Annotated in this window: 16 protein-coding genes; 6 read left to right on the forward strand and 10 right to left on the reverse strand. The window is 63.7% G+C overall.

The window, feature by feature from the left end:
- Window positions 1-53 precede the first annotated feature (53 nt).
- From ACFC25_RS21240 to ACFC25_RS21265, 6 genes are all read right to left on the reverse strand, one after another.
- Entirely contained in the window at window positions 54-251 is a 198-nt protein-coding gene (locus tag ACFC25_RS21240) for a hypothetical protein (protein ID WP_337348839.1), read from the reverse strand.
- A 14-nt stretch (window positions 252-265) separates the two neighbouring features.
- On the reverse strand, window positions 266-475 hold the full coding sequence (locus ACFC25_RS21245; RefSeq protein ID WP_337348840.1) for a hypothetical protein: 210 nt from the start codon (window positions 473-475) through the stop codon (window positions 266-268).
- A gap of 37 nt (window positions 476-512) precedes the next feature.
- The gene (gene mmsB, locus ACFC25_RS21250; protein ID WP_337348841.1) at window positions 513-1,823 is read right to left on the reverse strand and encodes a multiple monosaccharide ABC transporter permease; all 1,311 of its coding nucleotides are present in this window, start codon (window positions 1,821-1,823) and stop codon (window positions 513-515) included.
- A 4-nt stretch (window positions 1,824-1,827) separates the two neighbouring features.
- Window positions 1,828-3,357 (reverse strand): multiple monosaccharide ABC transporter ATP-binding protein, encoded by a 1,530-nt coding sequence (mmsA, locus tag ACFC25_RS21255; protein ID WP_337348842.1) that lies wholly within the window; start codon window positions 3,355-3,357, stop codon window positions 1,828-1,830.
- A 108-nt stretch (window positions 3,358-3,465) separates the two neighbouring features.
- Complete coding sequence (chvE, locus tag ACFC25_RS21260) at window positions 3,466-4,590, reverse strand: multiple monosaccharide ABC transporter substrate-binding protein (RefSeq protein ID WP_337348843.1); 1,125 nt, start codon at window positions 4,588-4,590, stop codon at window positions 3,466-3,468.
- 231 nt (window positions 4,591-4,821) lie between these two features.
- Window positions 4,822-5,952: a DNA alkylation repair protein gene (locus tag ACFC25_RS21265; RefSeq protein ID WP_376048844.1), complete on the reverse strand. Its 1,131-nt coding sequence runs from the start codon at window positions 5,950-5,952 to the stop codon at window positions 4,822-4,824.
- Window positions 5,953-6,185: 233 nt separating this feature from the next.
- Between ACFC25_RS21265 and ACFC25_RS21270 the strand changes: the two genes are divergently transcribed.
- Both ACFC25_RS21270 and ACFC25_RS21275 read left to right on the forward strand, forming a co-directional pair.
- Entirely contained in the window at window positions 6,186-6,890 is a 705-nt protein-coding gene (locus ACFC25_RS21270) for a phosphatase PAP2 family protein (RefSeq protein WP_376048887.1), read from the forward strand.
- A gap of 2 nt (window positions 6,891-6,892) precedes the next feature.
- The gene (locus ACFC25_RS21275; RefSeq protein WP_376048847.1) at window positions 6,893-7,201 is read left to right on the forward strand and encodes an MmcQ/YjbR family DNA-binding protein; all 309 of its coding nucleotides are present in this window, start codon (window positions 6,893-6,895) and stop codon (window positions 7,199-7,201) included.
- 61 nt (window positions 7,202-7,262) lie between these two features.
- On the opposite strand, the gene ACFC25_RS21280 is transcribed toward ACFC25_RS21275, so the two are convergent.
- Window positions 7,263-7,583, reverse strand: a complete 321-nt coding sequence (locus tag ACFC25_RS21280; RefSeq protein ID WP_337348847.1) for a MerR family transcriptional regulator — start codon at window positions 7,581-7,583, stop codon at window positions 7,263-7,265.
- Between the two features lie 152 nt (window positions 7,584-7,735).
- Between ACFC25_RS21280 and ACFC25_RS21285 the strand changes: the two genes are divergently transcribed.
- The 3 genes from ACFC25_RS21285 (at window position 7,736) to ACFC25_RS21295 (ending at window position 9,050) form a co-directional block, all read left to right on the forward strand.
- Window positions 7,736-8,158, forward strand: a complete 423-nt coding sequence (locus ACFC25_RS21285) for an Hsp20 family protein (RefSeq protein ID WP_337348883.1) — start codon at window positions 7,736-7,738, stop codon at window positions 8,156-8,158.
- Between the two features lie 88 nt (window positions 8,159-8,246).
- Entirely contained in the window at window positions 8,247-8,642 is a 396-nt protein-coding gene (locus ACFC25_RS21290) for a J domain-containing protein (RefSeq protein ID WP_376048850.1), read from the forward strand.
- A 30-nt stretch (window positions 8,643-8,672) separates the two neighbouring features.
- The gene (locus ACFC25_RS21295; RefSeq protein ID WP_337348849.1) at window positions 8,673-9,050 is read left to right on the forward strand and encodes a hypothetical protein; all 378 of its coding nucleotides are present in this window, start codon (window positions 8,673-8,675) and stop codon (window positions 9,048-9,050) included.
- On the opposite strand, the gene ACFC25_RS21300 is transcribed toward ACFC25_RS21295, so the two are convergent.
- Window positions 9,042-10,430, reverse strand: coding sequence for an AAA family ATPase (locus tag ACFC25_RS21300; RefSeq protein WP_376048853.1), 1,389 nt, complete (start codon window positions 10,428-10,430; stop codon window positions 9,042-9,044). The genes ACFC25_RS21295 and ACFC25_RS21300 overlap by 9 nt on opposite strands.
- Window positions 10,431-10,570: 140 nt before the next feature.
- Here ACFC25_RS21300 and ACFC25_RS21305 point away from each other — a divergent pair, with 140 nt between their 5' ends.
- Entirely contained in the window at window positions 10,571-12,118 is a 1,548-nt protein-coding gene (locus ACFC25_RS21305; RefSeq protein WP_376048856.1) for a GH1 family beta-glucosidase, read from the forward strand.
- Window positions 12,119-12,129: 11 nt separating this feature from the next.
- Here the strand turns inward: ACFC25_RS21305 and ACFC25_RS21310 are convergent, their stop codons facing one another.
- Entirely contained in the window at window positions 12,130-13,188 is a 1,059-nt protein-coding gene (locus ACFC25_RS21310; protein ID WP_337352293.1) for a phosphatase domain-containing protein, read from the reverse strand.
- 45 nt (window positions 13,189-13,233) lie between these two features.
- A complete protein-coding gene (locus tag ACFC25_RS21315) occupies window positions 13,234-13,965 on the reverse strand; it encodes a DUF72 domain-containing protein (protein ID WP_337348853.1) in 732 nt (243 codons plus the stop codon).

The raw sequence follows: 13,965 nt of genomic DNA on the forward strand, positions 1-13,965 counted from the left end.
CGCGTGCCGCCGTCGGCCTCCCTTCGTTGATCTCCCGGGCACTCCGAAGCACCTTAACGAATCGGCAGGACCTCGTAGCCGTCCGTCTTTGCCACCATCTGCCGGCCGTGGTTGCCGTTGAACTTCAGCCACATGACAGACGAGTCGGCTGCAACGGCCTCAACTTCGCCGGTACGGACCACGCGCCCCCCAGAGCGCAGTTCCACCCAGCTGCCCACGAGCTGATGCCAGTCTTCGGTTGCTTCGTCCACGGTCCCGGCAGCCCTCAGGAAATCAGTTCGCGGGTCATTCCGAAAGGAACCTGGTCTGACAGTGCTGCGGTGTAGCGGCCAGGGGCGACCCGGGTCACCAGGATGCCGTGCGTGCCTGTCAGGAGTGCGGCTTCCTGAAGGCGCCTGACGGCAGCCTCAAGTTCTTCGTCCAGAAGATGCCGGCTGGCGACATCTATCTCAATGCGGTCCATGGGGGTAGACAAAGCGGCTCCTTGTGAAGTGTTGGGGTAGGTTTCCTGGTTATTTAGGCTTCGCTGCGGAAACGGGGACGGGGCGATCCTTTGCCTGGTCCTTCGTTCCCGCGGGTGCCTGGGATTCCGACGTCGCCGGCGGGGAAGTCCTGAGCTTGAAGCGCTTCCCGATGGTGCTGCCCCCGCCACCGCTGCGGTTCTTGTTGAAGATGTCGAAGCCGACAGCCAGTAGGAGGACCAGGCCCTTGATGAGTTGCTGGTAGTCAGTGCCAAGGCCCAGGATGGACATGCCGTTGTTCAGCACGCCCATGATCAGGCCACCGATCATGGCGCCGGCCACCGTGCCGATGCCGCCCTGGACAGCGGCGCCGCCGATGAATGCAGCAGCGATGGAGTCGAGTTCGAAGCCGGTGCCGCCGGCTGGCTGTGCCGAGTTGAGCCTCGCCGTGAACACCAGCCCTGCCAGGGCCGCCAGGACGCCCATGTTAACGAAGAGCCGGAAGGTGACGGCCTTGGTCTTGACACCGGACAGCTCCGCAGCATGCAGGTTGCCGCCGATCGCGTAGGTGTGGCGGCCAAAGACGCTGTTGTTCATGAGCGCCGTGTACACGATCACCAGGACGGCCAGCACGATCAGGACGATCGGGGTGCCACGGTAGCTCGCGAGGAGGAACGTGATGATCAGCATGAGCAGGGCCACGAACGTGGTCTTGGTGGCGAACCAGGCCATGGGTTCGTTTTCGAGGTCGAACTTCTTGCGGATACGGCGCTCCTTGAGTGCCTGGATGAGCAGCGCAACAGTGGCTCCCACACCCAGGATGACAGTCAGCCATTCCAGCACGGATGTTCCCCCGGAGATGTCTGGGAGGAATCCTCCGCCCAGGGCACGGAGTTCGGCCGGGAACGGGGTGATCTGCTGGTTCTTCAGCGTGATCAGGGTCAGGCCGCGGAAGATCAGCATGCCTGCCAGCGTGACGATGAACGCGGGAATGCCCACATAGGCGATCCAGTATCCCTGCCAGGCGCCGACAAGCGCTCCCACCAGGAGGCAGGCGGGGATAGCCAGCCACCAGGCCCACCCCCAATGGACCATCATGACGCCGGCGACGGCACCGATAAAGCCGGCGATTGATCCCACCGAGAGGTCGATGTGGCCGGCGATAATCACCATCACCATGCCGATGGCAAGGATGAGGATGTAGCTGTTCTGGACCACCAGGTTGGTAACGTTCTGGGGCTCCAGGAGGATGCCGTTGGTCAGTACCTGGAACAGCAGGACGATCAGGATCAGGGCAACGAAGATGCCAACCTGCCGGAGGCGGCTTGTCAGGAAGCCGAGGGATTCTCGTAGGGCGGACATGGTCCTATTCCTTCTCTTTGGTCATGTAGTGCATGAGTTTTTCCTGGGATGCTTCGGCGATGGGCACCTCGCCGGTGACGTGGCCCGCGGACAGGGTATAGATCCGGTCGCAGATGCCGAGGAGTTCGGGCAGCTCTGAGGAGATGACGATGACTGCCTTTCCCTCCGCCGCGAGGTTGGCAATGATCGTATAGATTTCGAACTTGGCGCCGACGTCGATCCCACGGGTGGGTTCATCGAGGATCAGTACGTCCGGGTCCGAGAACATCCATTTGCTCAGCACCACCTTTTGCTGGTTGCCGCCGGACAGCTTGCCGGTGATGGCGGCAACTGACGGCGCCTTGATGTTCATGCTCTTGCGGTAGCCGTTCGCCACCACAGTCTCCCGGTTTTTGTCCACCCAGCCGCCCTTGACCAGCTTGCGGAGCGCAGCCATGGAGATGTTCCGCTGGATATCCTCGATGAGGTTCAGGCCGTAGTGCTTCCGGTCTTCTGTGGCATACGCGATGCCGTGTCCGATCGCCTGGGACACCGTGGACGTGTTGATTTCCTTGCCGCGCTTGTACACTTTCCCGGACATCGCCGTGCCGTAGGTGCGCCCGAAGACGCTCATGGCCAGCTCGGTCCGGCCGGCTCCCATAAGGCCGGCAAGGCCCACCACTTCGCCCTGGCGGACGTTCAGGCTGGCGTTGTGCACCACCATGCGTGTGTGGTCCTGGGGATGCCGGACGGACCAGTCCTCGATCCGCAGGACTTCCTCGCCGATCTTGGGTTCCCTGTCCGGGTAGAGGCTTTCCAGGTCCCGGCCCACCATGCCGCGGATGATCCGTTCCTGTGTGATCTGGCCTTCATCGAGCCGCAGGGTCTCAATGGTTTTGCCGTCGCGGATGATGGTGACGGCGTCAGCGACCTTGCGGATTTCGTTCAGTTTGTGGCTGATGATGATGCTGGTGATTCCTTGACCCTTTAGGTGCAGGATCAGGTCCAGGAGGTGGCCGGAGTCCTCGTCGTTGAGCGCTGCTGTGGGTTCGTCGAGGATCAGGAGCTTGACTTCCTTCGACAGCGCTTTGGCGATTTCCACCAGCTGCTGCTTGCCCACGCTGATGTGTTGGACCGGAGTGATGGGATTTTCGCTCAGGCCCACCCGGGCCAGCAGTTTTGCGGCCTCCAGGTTTGTTTTGCGCCAGTCCACCCAGCCGTTCTTGGCCTGCTCGTTTCCGAGGTAGATGTTTTCGGCGATCGAAAGATACGGGCTCAGGGCGAGCTCCTGGTGGATGATGACAATCCCGCGCTTCTCGCTGTCGTTGATGCTGGAGAAGTTGCAGGGCTCGTTTTCGAAGAGGATTTCCCCGTCGAAGGAGTTGTGCGGGTAGACGCCGGACAGGACTTTCATGAGCGTGGACTTGCCCGCCCCGTTCTCGCCGCAGATGGCGTGGACCTCGCCCCGGTTCACGTCCAAAGTGACATCCTGGAGGGCTTTGACGCCCGGAAAAGTCTTGGTGATTCCTCGCATTTGAAGAATGGGTGTGTTCATCGTCAATTCCCACTGACTGGTTGAAACTGGGCAAGCCTGCGGCTGCAGGGGCCTACGTGGAAGGGGTTGCGGCACGGCCTTGTGGCCGGCCGCAACCCCACAAGAAAGTTACTTGACGTCGGCGTCTGTGTAGTAGCCGGAGTCGATGAGTTCCTTCTTGTAGTTGTCCGCAGTGATGATCACGGATTTGAGCAGGTAGGCCGGAACCACCTTGACCTTGTTGTTGTAGGTCTTGGTGTCGTTGACCTCGGGCTCCTGGCCCTTCAGCAGGGCATCGACCATCTTCACTGCCTGGGAACCCAGCTGGCGGGTGTCCTTGAAGATGGTGGAGTACTGCTCACCGGCGATGATGGACTTCACGGAGCCCTTCTCAGCGTCCTGGCCGGTGACAACCGGCAGATCGCCCTTGGCGTAGCCACCGGTGCTGGTCAGTGCGGAGATGATGCCGATGGAGAGCCCGTCGTAGGGGGAGAGCACGCCGTCAAGCTTCGTTCCGGAGCTGTAGGCGGCAGTGAGGATGTCCTCCATCCGCTTCTGGGCAACGGGGGCCTGCCAACGCAGGATGGCTGCCTGCTCGAACTTGGTCTGGCCGCTGGGAACCTTGAGGGTTCCGGCATCCATGTACGGCTTCAGGGTGTCCATGGCGCCGGTCCAGAAGAAGTTGGCGTTGTTGTCATCCGGACTGCCGGCGAAAAGCTCAACGTTGAACGGGCCCTTGCCCTCCACCTTCTTGCCGCTCGCGTCAACCAGGCCCAGGCCGGTCAGCAGTGACGTTGCCTGCTGCACGCCTACCGTGTAGTTATCGAACGTGGTGTAGAAATCAACGTTGGGGGTGCCGTTGATGAGCCGGTCGTAAGCGATGACCTTGACGTTCTGTTCCTTCGCCTTCGCGAGGACATCGGTCAGGGTTGTACCATCGATGGCCGCGATGATGAGTGCTTTGGCACCCTTGGTCAGCATGTTCTCGATCTGGGAAACCTGCGTGGGAATGTCATCGTTGGCGAACTGGAGGTCAGTCTTGTAACCAAGGTCCTTCAGGGACTTTTCCACGTTTCCGCCGTCGGCGATCCAACGCTCGGATGTCTGGGTGGGCATGGAGATACCCACTAGGGATTCACTGGGATTCGCAGTGGCGTCCGGGGTGGATGTGCCACCCCGGCTTCCGCACCCTGTGGCACCCACAGTGACGGCGAGGACGACGGCTACGGCGCCCAGGAATTTCCTTATTCTCACGATTTCTCCTTCCGCGGAAGCTTGTCCGCGAAGTGGTGCTGGGGCGGCAAGCGTCTGCGCTTGCCGGTGAAGCGGTACTGGCTGGATGCCAAGGCCAGGGCCTTTGACATCTAAGAGCTGTGAACCGGCCGGGGACGGGGATCAGTTGTGTGCCAAAATAAGGTTCGACCGTGTTCGTGTTAGCGCTAACAGACAGGTTACTGGAGAGTTACATGTGAGTCAAATCACTTTTTATAGGGGCGTTTCAATCGGACTTGTGTCCACTTGAAACTCCGCACGGCCGTGGCGGACGCCGTTGATCTGGAGTTCCAGGACATGCATCCCGGGGTGGTGGACGCGAGTGGTCATCGGCCTGAAGGCGTGGCGCTTGGTGAGGATCCTGGACTCACCCGCAGCGAGCGTCAGGGCCGTGAGCTTAAAGACTTTCACGGACTGGCTGCCGTTGGCCTTCCGGTAGTGGATGGCATAATCCACTGCCAGCCGCGCGCCGTCGGTGCCCATATTTGAGACCCTGAACTCGAATCCCAGGTCCTCGGGCATGGCCACCACCTGCCGGTCGAGCCGAAGTTCTGTGACAGCTACCGACGCCGGGGCGAACCCCTGCAGCGCCAGCGCACCTGGGTGCCCCTTCTTGACCAGTGTCCGGAGGCCGTGCCTGACCACCCACGCTGTATTGGTGTCCGGCGCGGCTAGCCAGCGGGCCGCCGTCGCAACCACAATCTCCGGCGCATGGCGGGCGAGGTCATTGAGGTGGTTTGCCACCGACCGCCGCACGTAGTCGGAGGGGTCGCGGTAGAGGGCATTGAGGATGGGCAGGGTTGCCTCCGGCAGCTTCACCAGGGCCGGGACCCGGACAGCCCACGGAAGGTAGGCCCGCGTCCCTTCACTCGCCAGGCGGCGGACGTGCTCGTCCGGGTGCCGCGTCCACTGCAGGATGGCCTCGAGGGCTGCCTCCGGATGGTGGGCGAGCAGGCGCCGGATGGCAAACTCGCCGGTCAGCCGGGGCGTCAGTTCAGCCAGCAGCGCCAGGCAGTCCTCGAAGTCCGGCACGGAGCCTGATTCGAGAGCGAGGGTGACAGCGGCTTCGGAGACCGGCCAGAGGATCCATCCGGTGAAAGCGGGGTTCTCCAGGGCGCCGCGGAAGATGCCTGCCGCCGTCGTGTAGCCGGAACCCGGGATGCGTTGGAGATCGTGCAGCAGCGCCCCGCTGACGCTGTCCGTACGTCCGCGCAGGCTGAGCTCGTCCAGCGTGGTGGCGGCGACGGCGAGGTTGGGCCACACCGTACCGGGTGCTGCCGTGGCAAGAATGTCAGCCAGCGACTCCACGCCTTGCCTGTTGATCAGCTCATTCATCGCACCCATGACGTCAGGCTACCCGCGGCTGGGGCTCCATGCGGAACCAGTGCAGGGGGAGCCGGCCGCGCGATCCGCCCACCATCGTCGGAAGAACGGGGATAATCTTCACCTGAGGAAAGTCTTCACGGCGCAGGGACGGAAATAGACACGTGGCAAAGCAGTCAGGGCAGCAGGCATCCAGCAAGGCGCCGCAATGGTGGCGCAGGTTCCATGACAAATTCGTCGTGGAAGAGCGATACATGGAGCCGGCGGCGCGGAGAAGCCTCTATCGCTGGTCCGTACTGTTGGCGGCGGTCGGTGTGCTCCTCTTCGTTGCCACTCTCATGGGCGTCCTGCAGGGCGACGGGCTTGCCTCGGCCGATGAGGATGCACGGAACTGGCTGCTCGCCATCCGTTCGGAGCTGCTTACCGTTGTGATGATCTTCCTGGCGGTGGTCTTCGGGCCCATAGCCCTGCCGATTATCGTCCTGGTAGTCATCCTCGTATGGGGATTTGCGGCCAAGCATGCTTGGCGGCCCATGCTGCTGGCCGGCGGCATGATCACCGGCGTGGTGATATCGCAGATCATCTTGCAGATCGTCAAGAGGTCCCGCCCGCCTGTGGAGCTGATGCTGTTTGGCGCCGACCACACGTTCTCGTTCCCCTCCGGCCACGTCCTGGGCGCCTGCGACTTCCTGCTGGTAGGAACCTTCCTGATATTCTCGCGACGCGAAAACACCAGGGCGGCGGTCCTCGGTTTTGTTGGGGCCGGCGTCGGAATTGTGTTGGCTGCGCTCAGCAGGCTGTATTTGGGATACCACTGGCTTAGTGATGCCCTGGCATCACTTTCCCTCTCGCTGATCATCCTGGGTGCGGTGATCGCCCTGGATACCTGGCGCACCGCCCGGATCCCCGGCGAACGGATTACCGGGGAACTGTCCAAAGCCGACGCTCCGGGTGACTAGCCATGGCGACCGCGATGGACGTCCGCAGGATGTGCCTGGCACTGCCCGGCGTTTCTGAGCGCAGCAGCTGGGGCCAGCCGGCCTGGTTCGCCAAGACTTTGATGGCACGCATCTGGGAAGAGGGCGTGCTGACGGTCAAGACCGACGAGCGCGAGGCCTTGGCGGGCACGGAACCGGACACCTACTTCTGGACGCCGCACCACGGCCGTTCACCGCAGCTTGTGCTGATCAGGCTGGACCGCATTGGTATCGAGGAGCTTGCCGAACTGCTGGAGGAGTCTTACCGGCTGGCAGGCGGCCGCAGGCCCTGACTGCGGTCTGTCCGGCACGGCAGGCGGACGCGATGCGCAGACGCGTACCCGGTACCATGCGCTAGGCGTCGGGGCGGGAGCGGGCGCGTTGGAGCGCCCTGCGCAGCTTTGCGTTGGCTGCCTCCAGCTCAAGGACCTTCGCCACGCCGGCGAGGTTGAGCCCCTCTTGAAGCAGTTCCCCAATGCGCAGGAGGATGGCGATGTCTGTGTCACTGTATTGCCGTGTGCCGCCGGCCGTCCGGACCGGCGTGAGTAGCCCCCGCGTCTCATAGAGCCGGATATTCTGCTGCCCCGTGCCTGTCAGCTGTGCCGCCACCGAGATCGCATATAGCGCCCGTGCGGCCCCGGACTGGGGCGTTTGGCCGGATGCCGCCTCTGTCATGTCTGCTCCAAAATCCCTGCTCAAAAATCCTGAACGAATCCCTTGCTTCAGTTTGGCACGAGTGCTATAAAAAATCTATATCCACCACCATAGATCGGTGTGATGGGTATAGACCAAAACCAAACAAATGCATGCTGAAGGAGTGGGAAATGATGTTGATGCGTACGGACCCGTTCCGTGAGCTGGACCGGCTTACCCAGCAGGTCTTTGGAACCGCGGCCCGGCCGGCGGCGATGCCGATGGACGCGTGGCAGGAAGACGGCGAGTTTGTTGTCGCCTTCGATCTGCCGGGCGTTGATGTGGACTCCGTGGATTTGAATGTTGAGCGGAATGTCCTGACAGTGCGGGCAGAGCGGCGTGACCCCACCCAGCCAAACGTGGAGTTGGTGGCCTCCGAACGGCCCCGCGGCGTGTTCAGCCGCCAGTTGATACTGGGCGAGACCCTGGACACGGAAAACATCAAGGCCAGTTACGACCGGGGCGTCCTGACCTTGCGGATCCCGGTTGCCGAGCAGGCCAAGCCCCGCAAGATCGAGATCGAAACGAAGGGGCAGATGCACGAGATCGGAAGCTAGTCCATTCTTAAGCGGCGGATATCCGGCTTGGGCGCGGGCATGGGGCCGCCCTGCCCGCGCCCAAGCAGTTCGAAAGAAGGCGGCGCCCATGGACACGCCGGACAAGGTTGAGCTGCCAGACCACTATGCAGCCCTGCGGGTGGAGGCTTCGGCCAGCCAGCAGGAAATCGCCCGCGCCTACCGTGCCCGCATGCGCAGCCTTCATCCCGACGTCGACGTCGGCCCGCGCATGCCCGGCGGGGCCGATGGGAATGCCGCGGCCCGCAAAAATGAGCTGTTGCGCATCATGCAGGCCTTCGCAGTGCTTCGTGATCCAGCCCGCCGGGCTGCTTACGACCGCAGTCTTGCCGAACGGCAGACGGTTTCCCGTCCGGAGACGGGACCGCAAAGCATCCCCGTCCGGCGTGTCCGCAGCCGCGAGAACCGCGCAGGGGCCACGATCAGAATTACGCCCGTCCGCTGGGAAAGCGGACCGTGGGCATGACCCCCTTCCAACCCAACGAAGGAGCAGTACATGAGCGAGTGGCGCCGCTACGATTCACAGTTGATGCCGGTTTTCCACGAGCGGTTCGAAGAACGCTGGGGCAAGGGTACGGCCCCTTTCCTTGATCCGGAGGCGCACGAAGAGCCAATTCCGCGGGCCCAGTGGATCAATCCGGCCACCGGCGCGGCGCTGGCGGTAGTGCCCGTCTGGACCGCCGACGACGGCCAGCACCGTTCCTTTGGTGTGTTCTATCTGCCCCCGGCGGGAGGCATCTGGGTGTTGCGTCCCGGATACACCGGGTACCTGGAACCTTCCGACGGCGAAACAGAACACCTGGTTACCCTCCGGAATGACGCCTACCGGAAGGCCGTGGCCCACGCGAAGGAGTTCCTGTTTGGCTCACAGTGAGTTGTCCGGGCCGCTCCCCAACAGGCTGCGGGTGAGGGCTTCGGCGTCGGCCATCAGGTCCTCCACCGCAGCAGCGAGGTGGGCGTCGGACACCGGCGCCTCGTCCAGGGCGGCGGCCACCACGGCCCGACGCACCAGTTCGCGGGCGAAGGAAGCAGTGGTGCCTTCCGTCCGTTCCGCTGCCAACTCCAACGCCTCCGGGCTGAAGGACACCCGGCGGCCATAGAGTTCCAGCAGCCGGACCCTCTCGGCGTGTTCCGGGAGCGGAATCTCGACGGCCAGATCCACCCGGCCCGGACGCTGCGCCAGGGCCCGTTCCAGCATGTCCGGCCGGTTGGTTGTCAGGACGAATGCGACGTCGGCATCGTTGTCCAGGCCGTCCATGGCGTCCAGCACCTCAAACAGCAGCGGCTGCGGACCGTGCCCGAAGCTCCGGTCCTCGGCGATGAGGTCGCAGTCCTCCAACACCACGATGGACGGCTGCAGCGCCCGGGCCATTCGAGCCGCGTCTGAGATCCGGGCGAGCGAACCGCCGGAGAGGAGGATCGCCGTCGACCCAACACTCTGGCTCAGCAGGTGCCGCACGGTGTGGGTCTTGCCTGTCCCCGGCTTGCCGTAAAGCAGGATGCCGCGTTTGAGGTGCTGGCCGTGGTCCTTGAGCGAGGCGCGGTGCGTGGCAATGCCCACGGTGTGGTCTGCCACCTTCTGCAGCAGCCCGGCGGGCAGGATGACGTCCGACGCCGGGAGGCTGGGCCGGTGGTGAAAGGTCACGCCCGCAGCGCTGGGCCCATACGCGGACATCACGAGGGAGATGACCTGTCCCTTGAGGACACTGTTGTTGTCCATCCGCAGGCGGAACTCTGCCAGGAACGCGGTGGCGGTTTCCTGCCCGGCTGCGAGGACTTCCAGGCAAGCGGCCTGGCGCCCGGATTGGGGCTCGGCATCTCGCTGCAGGACGGCCAATGGGTTCCCGGCGAAGCTGAAGAGCCACAGGCCCAGGGCCACGGCCTGCCGGTGGCTGTCCGGGCCCACCGCGAGGTTGGCATAGTCGGGCTGGGCGAGTGGAAACTGCGGAAAGAGCTGCGATTGCTGGACCATGTCACTCAAGGACTGGTGGTGCCGCTGGCCGCCGCCTCCGATGCCCACCAGCCGGGCCCCAGGGTCCTGTTCAACGAGTTGCGCCATCACAATATCGGCGTCCACAAAGCGGTGCGGCGGAATTTCCTCCACCACCACCGAAAGGTCCGAAGCTGGCGTGCCAAGATGTTCGGTCAGGGCTTGAAGCAGCTGTTTTCCCGCTTGCTCCCGATGGTTTCCGGATTGCGCCAGCTGGACCAGCGCCGCAAAATCGTCGATGAATTTCCCCAGTTTTTCATCCATCCCCAGACCCTAGCAGGCGGCAGCCAGCCAGGCCCGGGACCCGTGGCCAGGGCAGCGTGGCTGACGCTCGTCAGCGGCCCGGCCGTGTGCCATCCTAAGGGGTACAGTTTCCGAACCCAGCTAAGGAAGTTGGCACTACAGTGCATATCACCGCCAAGGACCTGGCCGCGCTCATCCCATCCGGGTTCACCCTGGGCGTGGCCACTGCGGCCTTCCAAATCGAGGGAGCGCTTGAGGAGGATGGCCGCGGACCGGCCGGATGGGATGGCTTTGCGTCCAGGCCCGGAGCAATCGTTGACGGTCACAGCCCCGCGGTCTCCTGCGACCACTACCACCGGATGCCGCAGGACGTCGCGCTCATGAAGCAGTTGGGCGTGGACTCCTACCGTTTCTCCCTGGCGTGGCCCCGGATCCAGCCCACCGGCAGCGGAGCGGTGAACCGCGCAGGACTTGATTTCTACGACCGCCTCCTCGATGAGCTGCTGGCCAACGGGATTTCCCCCATGGTCACCCTCTACCACTGGGACACCCCGAAGGCACTGGACGACGCCGGCGGGTGGATGAACCGGGACACCGCCTACCGCCTGGGGGAGTTCGCGGCGATCGCCGCCGACGCCTTCGGGGACAGGGTGGCGCGCTGGGCAACGATCAACGAACCCGCCACCGTCTCCACCAACGGCTACACCTTGGGACTCCATTCGCCCGGTGAGGCCCTCATGCTCAACGCTTTCCCCACCGTGCACCACCAATTGCTGGGCCATGGGCTCGCGGTGCAGGCGCTGCGCGCAGCAGGAGTGCCGGGCGAGATTGGCATGACCAATGTCTACTCGCCCATGGTTCCGAACTCAATCAATCCCCTGGACTACATCAGTGCCGGCCTGATGGACCTCGCCCAGAACCGGCTGTACGCGGACCCCGTTCTTTTGGGCAAGTACCCGGACCTTATCCGTGCCGCGAAGTTCTTCAGCTCCTTCGACCACCCGGAGGAGGACATGAAGCTCATCTCCCAGCCGCTGGATTTCTATGGCCTGAACTACTACATGCCCACCAAAGTGGCTGTTGGCCCGGGACAGGGCGCTGTTCCCGCCAGCATGGCCGAAGCCATGGGCAGCGACCTGAGTGCGATGGGCAACGGCGGCACCCCCTTCCACGTCGAGACCTGGCCCGAAGCGGACATCACGTCCTACGGCTGGCCCGTCAAACCCGAATACATGCGCGTGGCGCTGAAGGAGATGGCGGAGCGCTACCCGAACCTGCCGCCGGTGATCATCACCGAGGGCGGGGCAAGTTTCGAGGACATCATCGTCCGGGACAAATCCACCAACATCAGATTCATCCCGGACGAACGGCGCCTGAAATACCTCTCGGACCACCTGGAAGCGGCGCTCAAGGCCACCGCCCCGGGCGGTGAGGCGGAAGCCGTTGACCTCCGCGGTTACTACGTGTGGTCGCTGATGGACAACTTCGAGTGGTCCGCCGGCTACAACCAGCCGTTCGGGCTGCTCCATGTCGATTTTGAGACCCTGGAGCGCACGCCAAAGGCGTCCTACTTCTGGTTCCAGGAGCTGCTCGAAGAGCGGAACCTTGTGGCCGCGGCTGACACCGCCGTCGCGAAGGCCGCCGGACCGGAACCGGCTGTGACAGAGGAGAACGACGACGACGTGACCGCCTTGGGTGCCACCGCGTAGCTCCTGGGGGGCTAAAGCAGGTCCAGGGCCCTGAGCTGCTTGGCCATCCCGGCGCCGTCCGTGGAGTAGATCCATGGCACCGCCGAAGCGCTGTGGTCGCCGTCTTCGGAGTGTCCGCCCGCAAATACGGCCTCGCTGACTGAAAGCTGCCGGATGGCTATGGCGGCCACCTTGTCCGCGTGCTCCTGGGCGAAGCCTGAGTAGATCTGTTCGTCATGCTGGCCGTTGTCGCCGATCAGGAGCCAGCGCATGTCGGGGAATTCCTTCGCGAGGCGTTCGAGGTTGCGGTGCTTATGCTCCTGACCGCTGCGGAACCACCTGTCCTGGGTCAGTCCCCAGTCCGTGAGCAGCAGGGCACCGGCCGGGTACATATTGCGGCTTAGGAAACGCGCCAGCGTGGGGGCTGCGTTCCACGGTCCGGTGGACAGGTAAATCACGGGGGCGTCCGGATGCTCGATCGTGAGCCGGTCCAGGAGAACAGCCATTCCCGGCGTTGCCATGCGCGCCCGCTCGCTCAGCACAAACGTGTTCCACAGCGCAAGGAACGGGCGGGGGAGTGCCGTGACCATCACGGTGTCGTCAATGTCAGAGACGATGCCAAACTTGGTGTCCGGTGCGATCACCTGGATGAGCGCCTCCACCGGCTCGGTGCCTTCGGCCCGCAGGACAGCGGTATGCCAGCCAGGGGACAGCTTAATGTCCACCACCGTGTCGATCAGGCCGCCGCGGTCCGCCTTAACGTGCGTGACCACGTCTTCGATGGTGACTTCGACATCGGTGAACTGCACGGGAACACTCGTGAAAGCCCGCCAGCCGCGCACGTTCTGGGTTCCGTTGCGGGCCGCGTGGTCGGCCCGGCTGCCGGGAGCGGGTTCCTGCGTGAGCAGCACCCGGCCCAGTACCCTGACCCACTCGGTGGATCCGTACCCCTGGTACGCGATGGTCTTTGGCACGAACTTCCAGCGCTTTGCCAGCTGCAGCCGGACACCGTTAACGCTGTCCGAAAGCCGGTGGGCAAGCCTGAAAGCGCGCTTGCCGGCCAATGATGTTCTCTGGGGAGCCGTGTCCATGCCTCCACTCTGCCACAGGCGATGCGGTGACCGTCCAGCGTGACCTCAGCCCGCGCCCAGGATCCAGCGCAGGGTGTCGGCGTTCCGCACGGCGTTCCCGCCGCCGTCGTTATTGAAATACACAAACACGTCCCGCCCTCCGCCATCCCATTCCCGGATGCGATCCGCCCACCAGCCCAGATCGGCGTCCGAATACGAGCCCCCATAGAGATGCTGGTGATCCGGGCCGTGCATCCGGACGTACACAAACGGCGCCGTGGCCCGCAGGATGCATGGCAGGTTGGCCCCGCTCATGATGCAATAGGCGGCCTTATGCCGCTCCAAGAGCCCATAGACATCCGGATGGTCCCAGCTTGGGTGCCGGAACTCCACTGTGACCCGGATCCACCACGGAACTGCGGAGAGGAAGAAGTCCAGCCGGGCGTCATCCCGCGCCTGCTGGGGCGGGAGCTGGACCAGGAGGACCGCGCGTTTGTCGCCGAGTTCATGCCAGCATTTGGCGATCCGCTCCAGCCAAACCTCCGGCGCGTACAGCTTCTTGCCGTGCGTGAGCCCGCGCGGGGCCTTCACCGACATGGCGAAGCCGTCGGGAAGCCTGCGCCGCCAGCTTGCGAAAGATGTGTCGCGGGGCCAGCGGTAAAAGCTCGCGTTCAGCTCAACTGTGCTGAAGCGGGACACGTAGTACTGAAGCCTGTCGCGGGCGGGCAGCCCTGGCGGGTACAGCACGTTCTCCCAGTGGTCATAGCTCCAGCCGGATGTTCCAATGTGGATGGCCAT

It is taken from the genome of Pseudarthrobacter sp. NPDC055928, from assembly GCF_042270935.1.
Taxonomy (GTDB): Bacteria; Actinomycetota; Actinomycetes; order Actinomycetales; family Micrococcaceae; genus Arthrobacter.

Bases quoted from the DNA above. Each gene is read 5' to 3' on its own strand.
- mmsB (WP_337348841.1), bottom strand. From the start codon at position 1,823: ATGTCCGCCCTACGAGAATCCCTCGGCTTCCTGACAAGCCGCCTCCGG.
- mmsA (WP_337348842.1), bottom strand. From the start codon at position 3,357: ATGAACACACCCATTCTTCAAATGCGAGGAATCACCAAGACTTTTCCG.
- ACFC25_RS21265 (WP_376048844.1), bottom strand. From the start codon at position 5,952: ATGGGTGCGATGAATGAGCTGATCAACAGGCAAGGCGTGGAGTCGCTG.
- ACFC25_RS21270 (WP_376048887.1), top strand. From the start codon at position 6,186: ATGGAGCCGGCGGCGCGGAGAAGCCTCTATCGCTGGTCCGTACTGTTG.
- ACFC25_RS21275 (WP_376048847.1), top strand. From the start codon at position 6,893: ATGGCGACCGCGATGGACGTCCGCAGGATGTGCCTGGCACTGCCCGGC.
- ACFC25_RS21280 (WP_337348847.1), bottom strand. From the start codon at position 7,583: ATGACAGAGGCGGCATCCGGCCAAACGCCCCAGTCCGGGGCCGCACGG.
- ACFC25_RS21285 (WP_337348883.1), top strand. From the start codon at position 7,736: ATGTTGATGCGTACGGACCCGTTCCGTGAGCTGGACCGGCTTACCCAG.
- ACFC25_RS21290 (WP_376048850.1), top strand. From the start codon at position 8,247: ATGGACACGCCGGACAAGGTTGAGCTGCCAGACCACTATGCAGCCCTG.
- ACFC25_RS21295 (WP_337348849.1), top strand. From the start codon at position 8,673: ATGAGCGAGTGGCGCCGCTACGATTCACAGTTGATGCCGGTTTTCCAC.
- ACFC25_RS21300 (WP_376048853.1), bottom strand. From the start codon at position 10,430: ATGGATGAAAAACTGGGGAAATTCATCGACGATTTTGCGGCGCTGGTC.
- ACFC25_RS21310 (WP_337352293.1), bottom strand. From the start codon at position 13,188: ATGGACACGGCTCCCCAGAGAACATCATTGGCCGGCAAGCGCGCTTTC.
- ACFC25_RS21315 (WP_337348853.1), bottom strand. From the start codon at position 13,965: ATGGCCATCCACATTGGAACATCCGGCTGGAGCTATGACCACTGGGAG.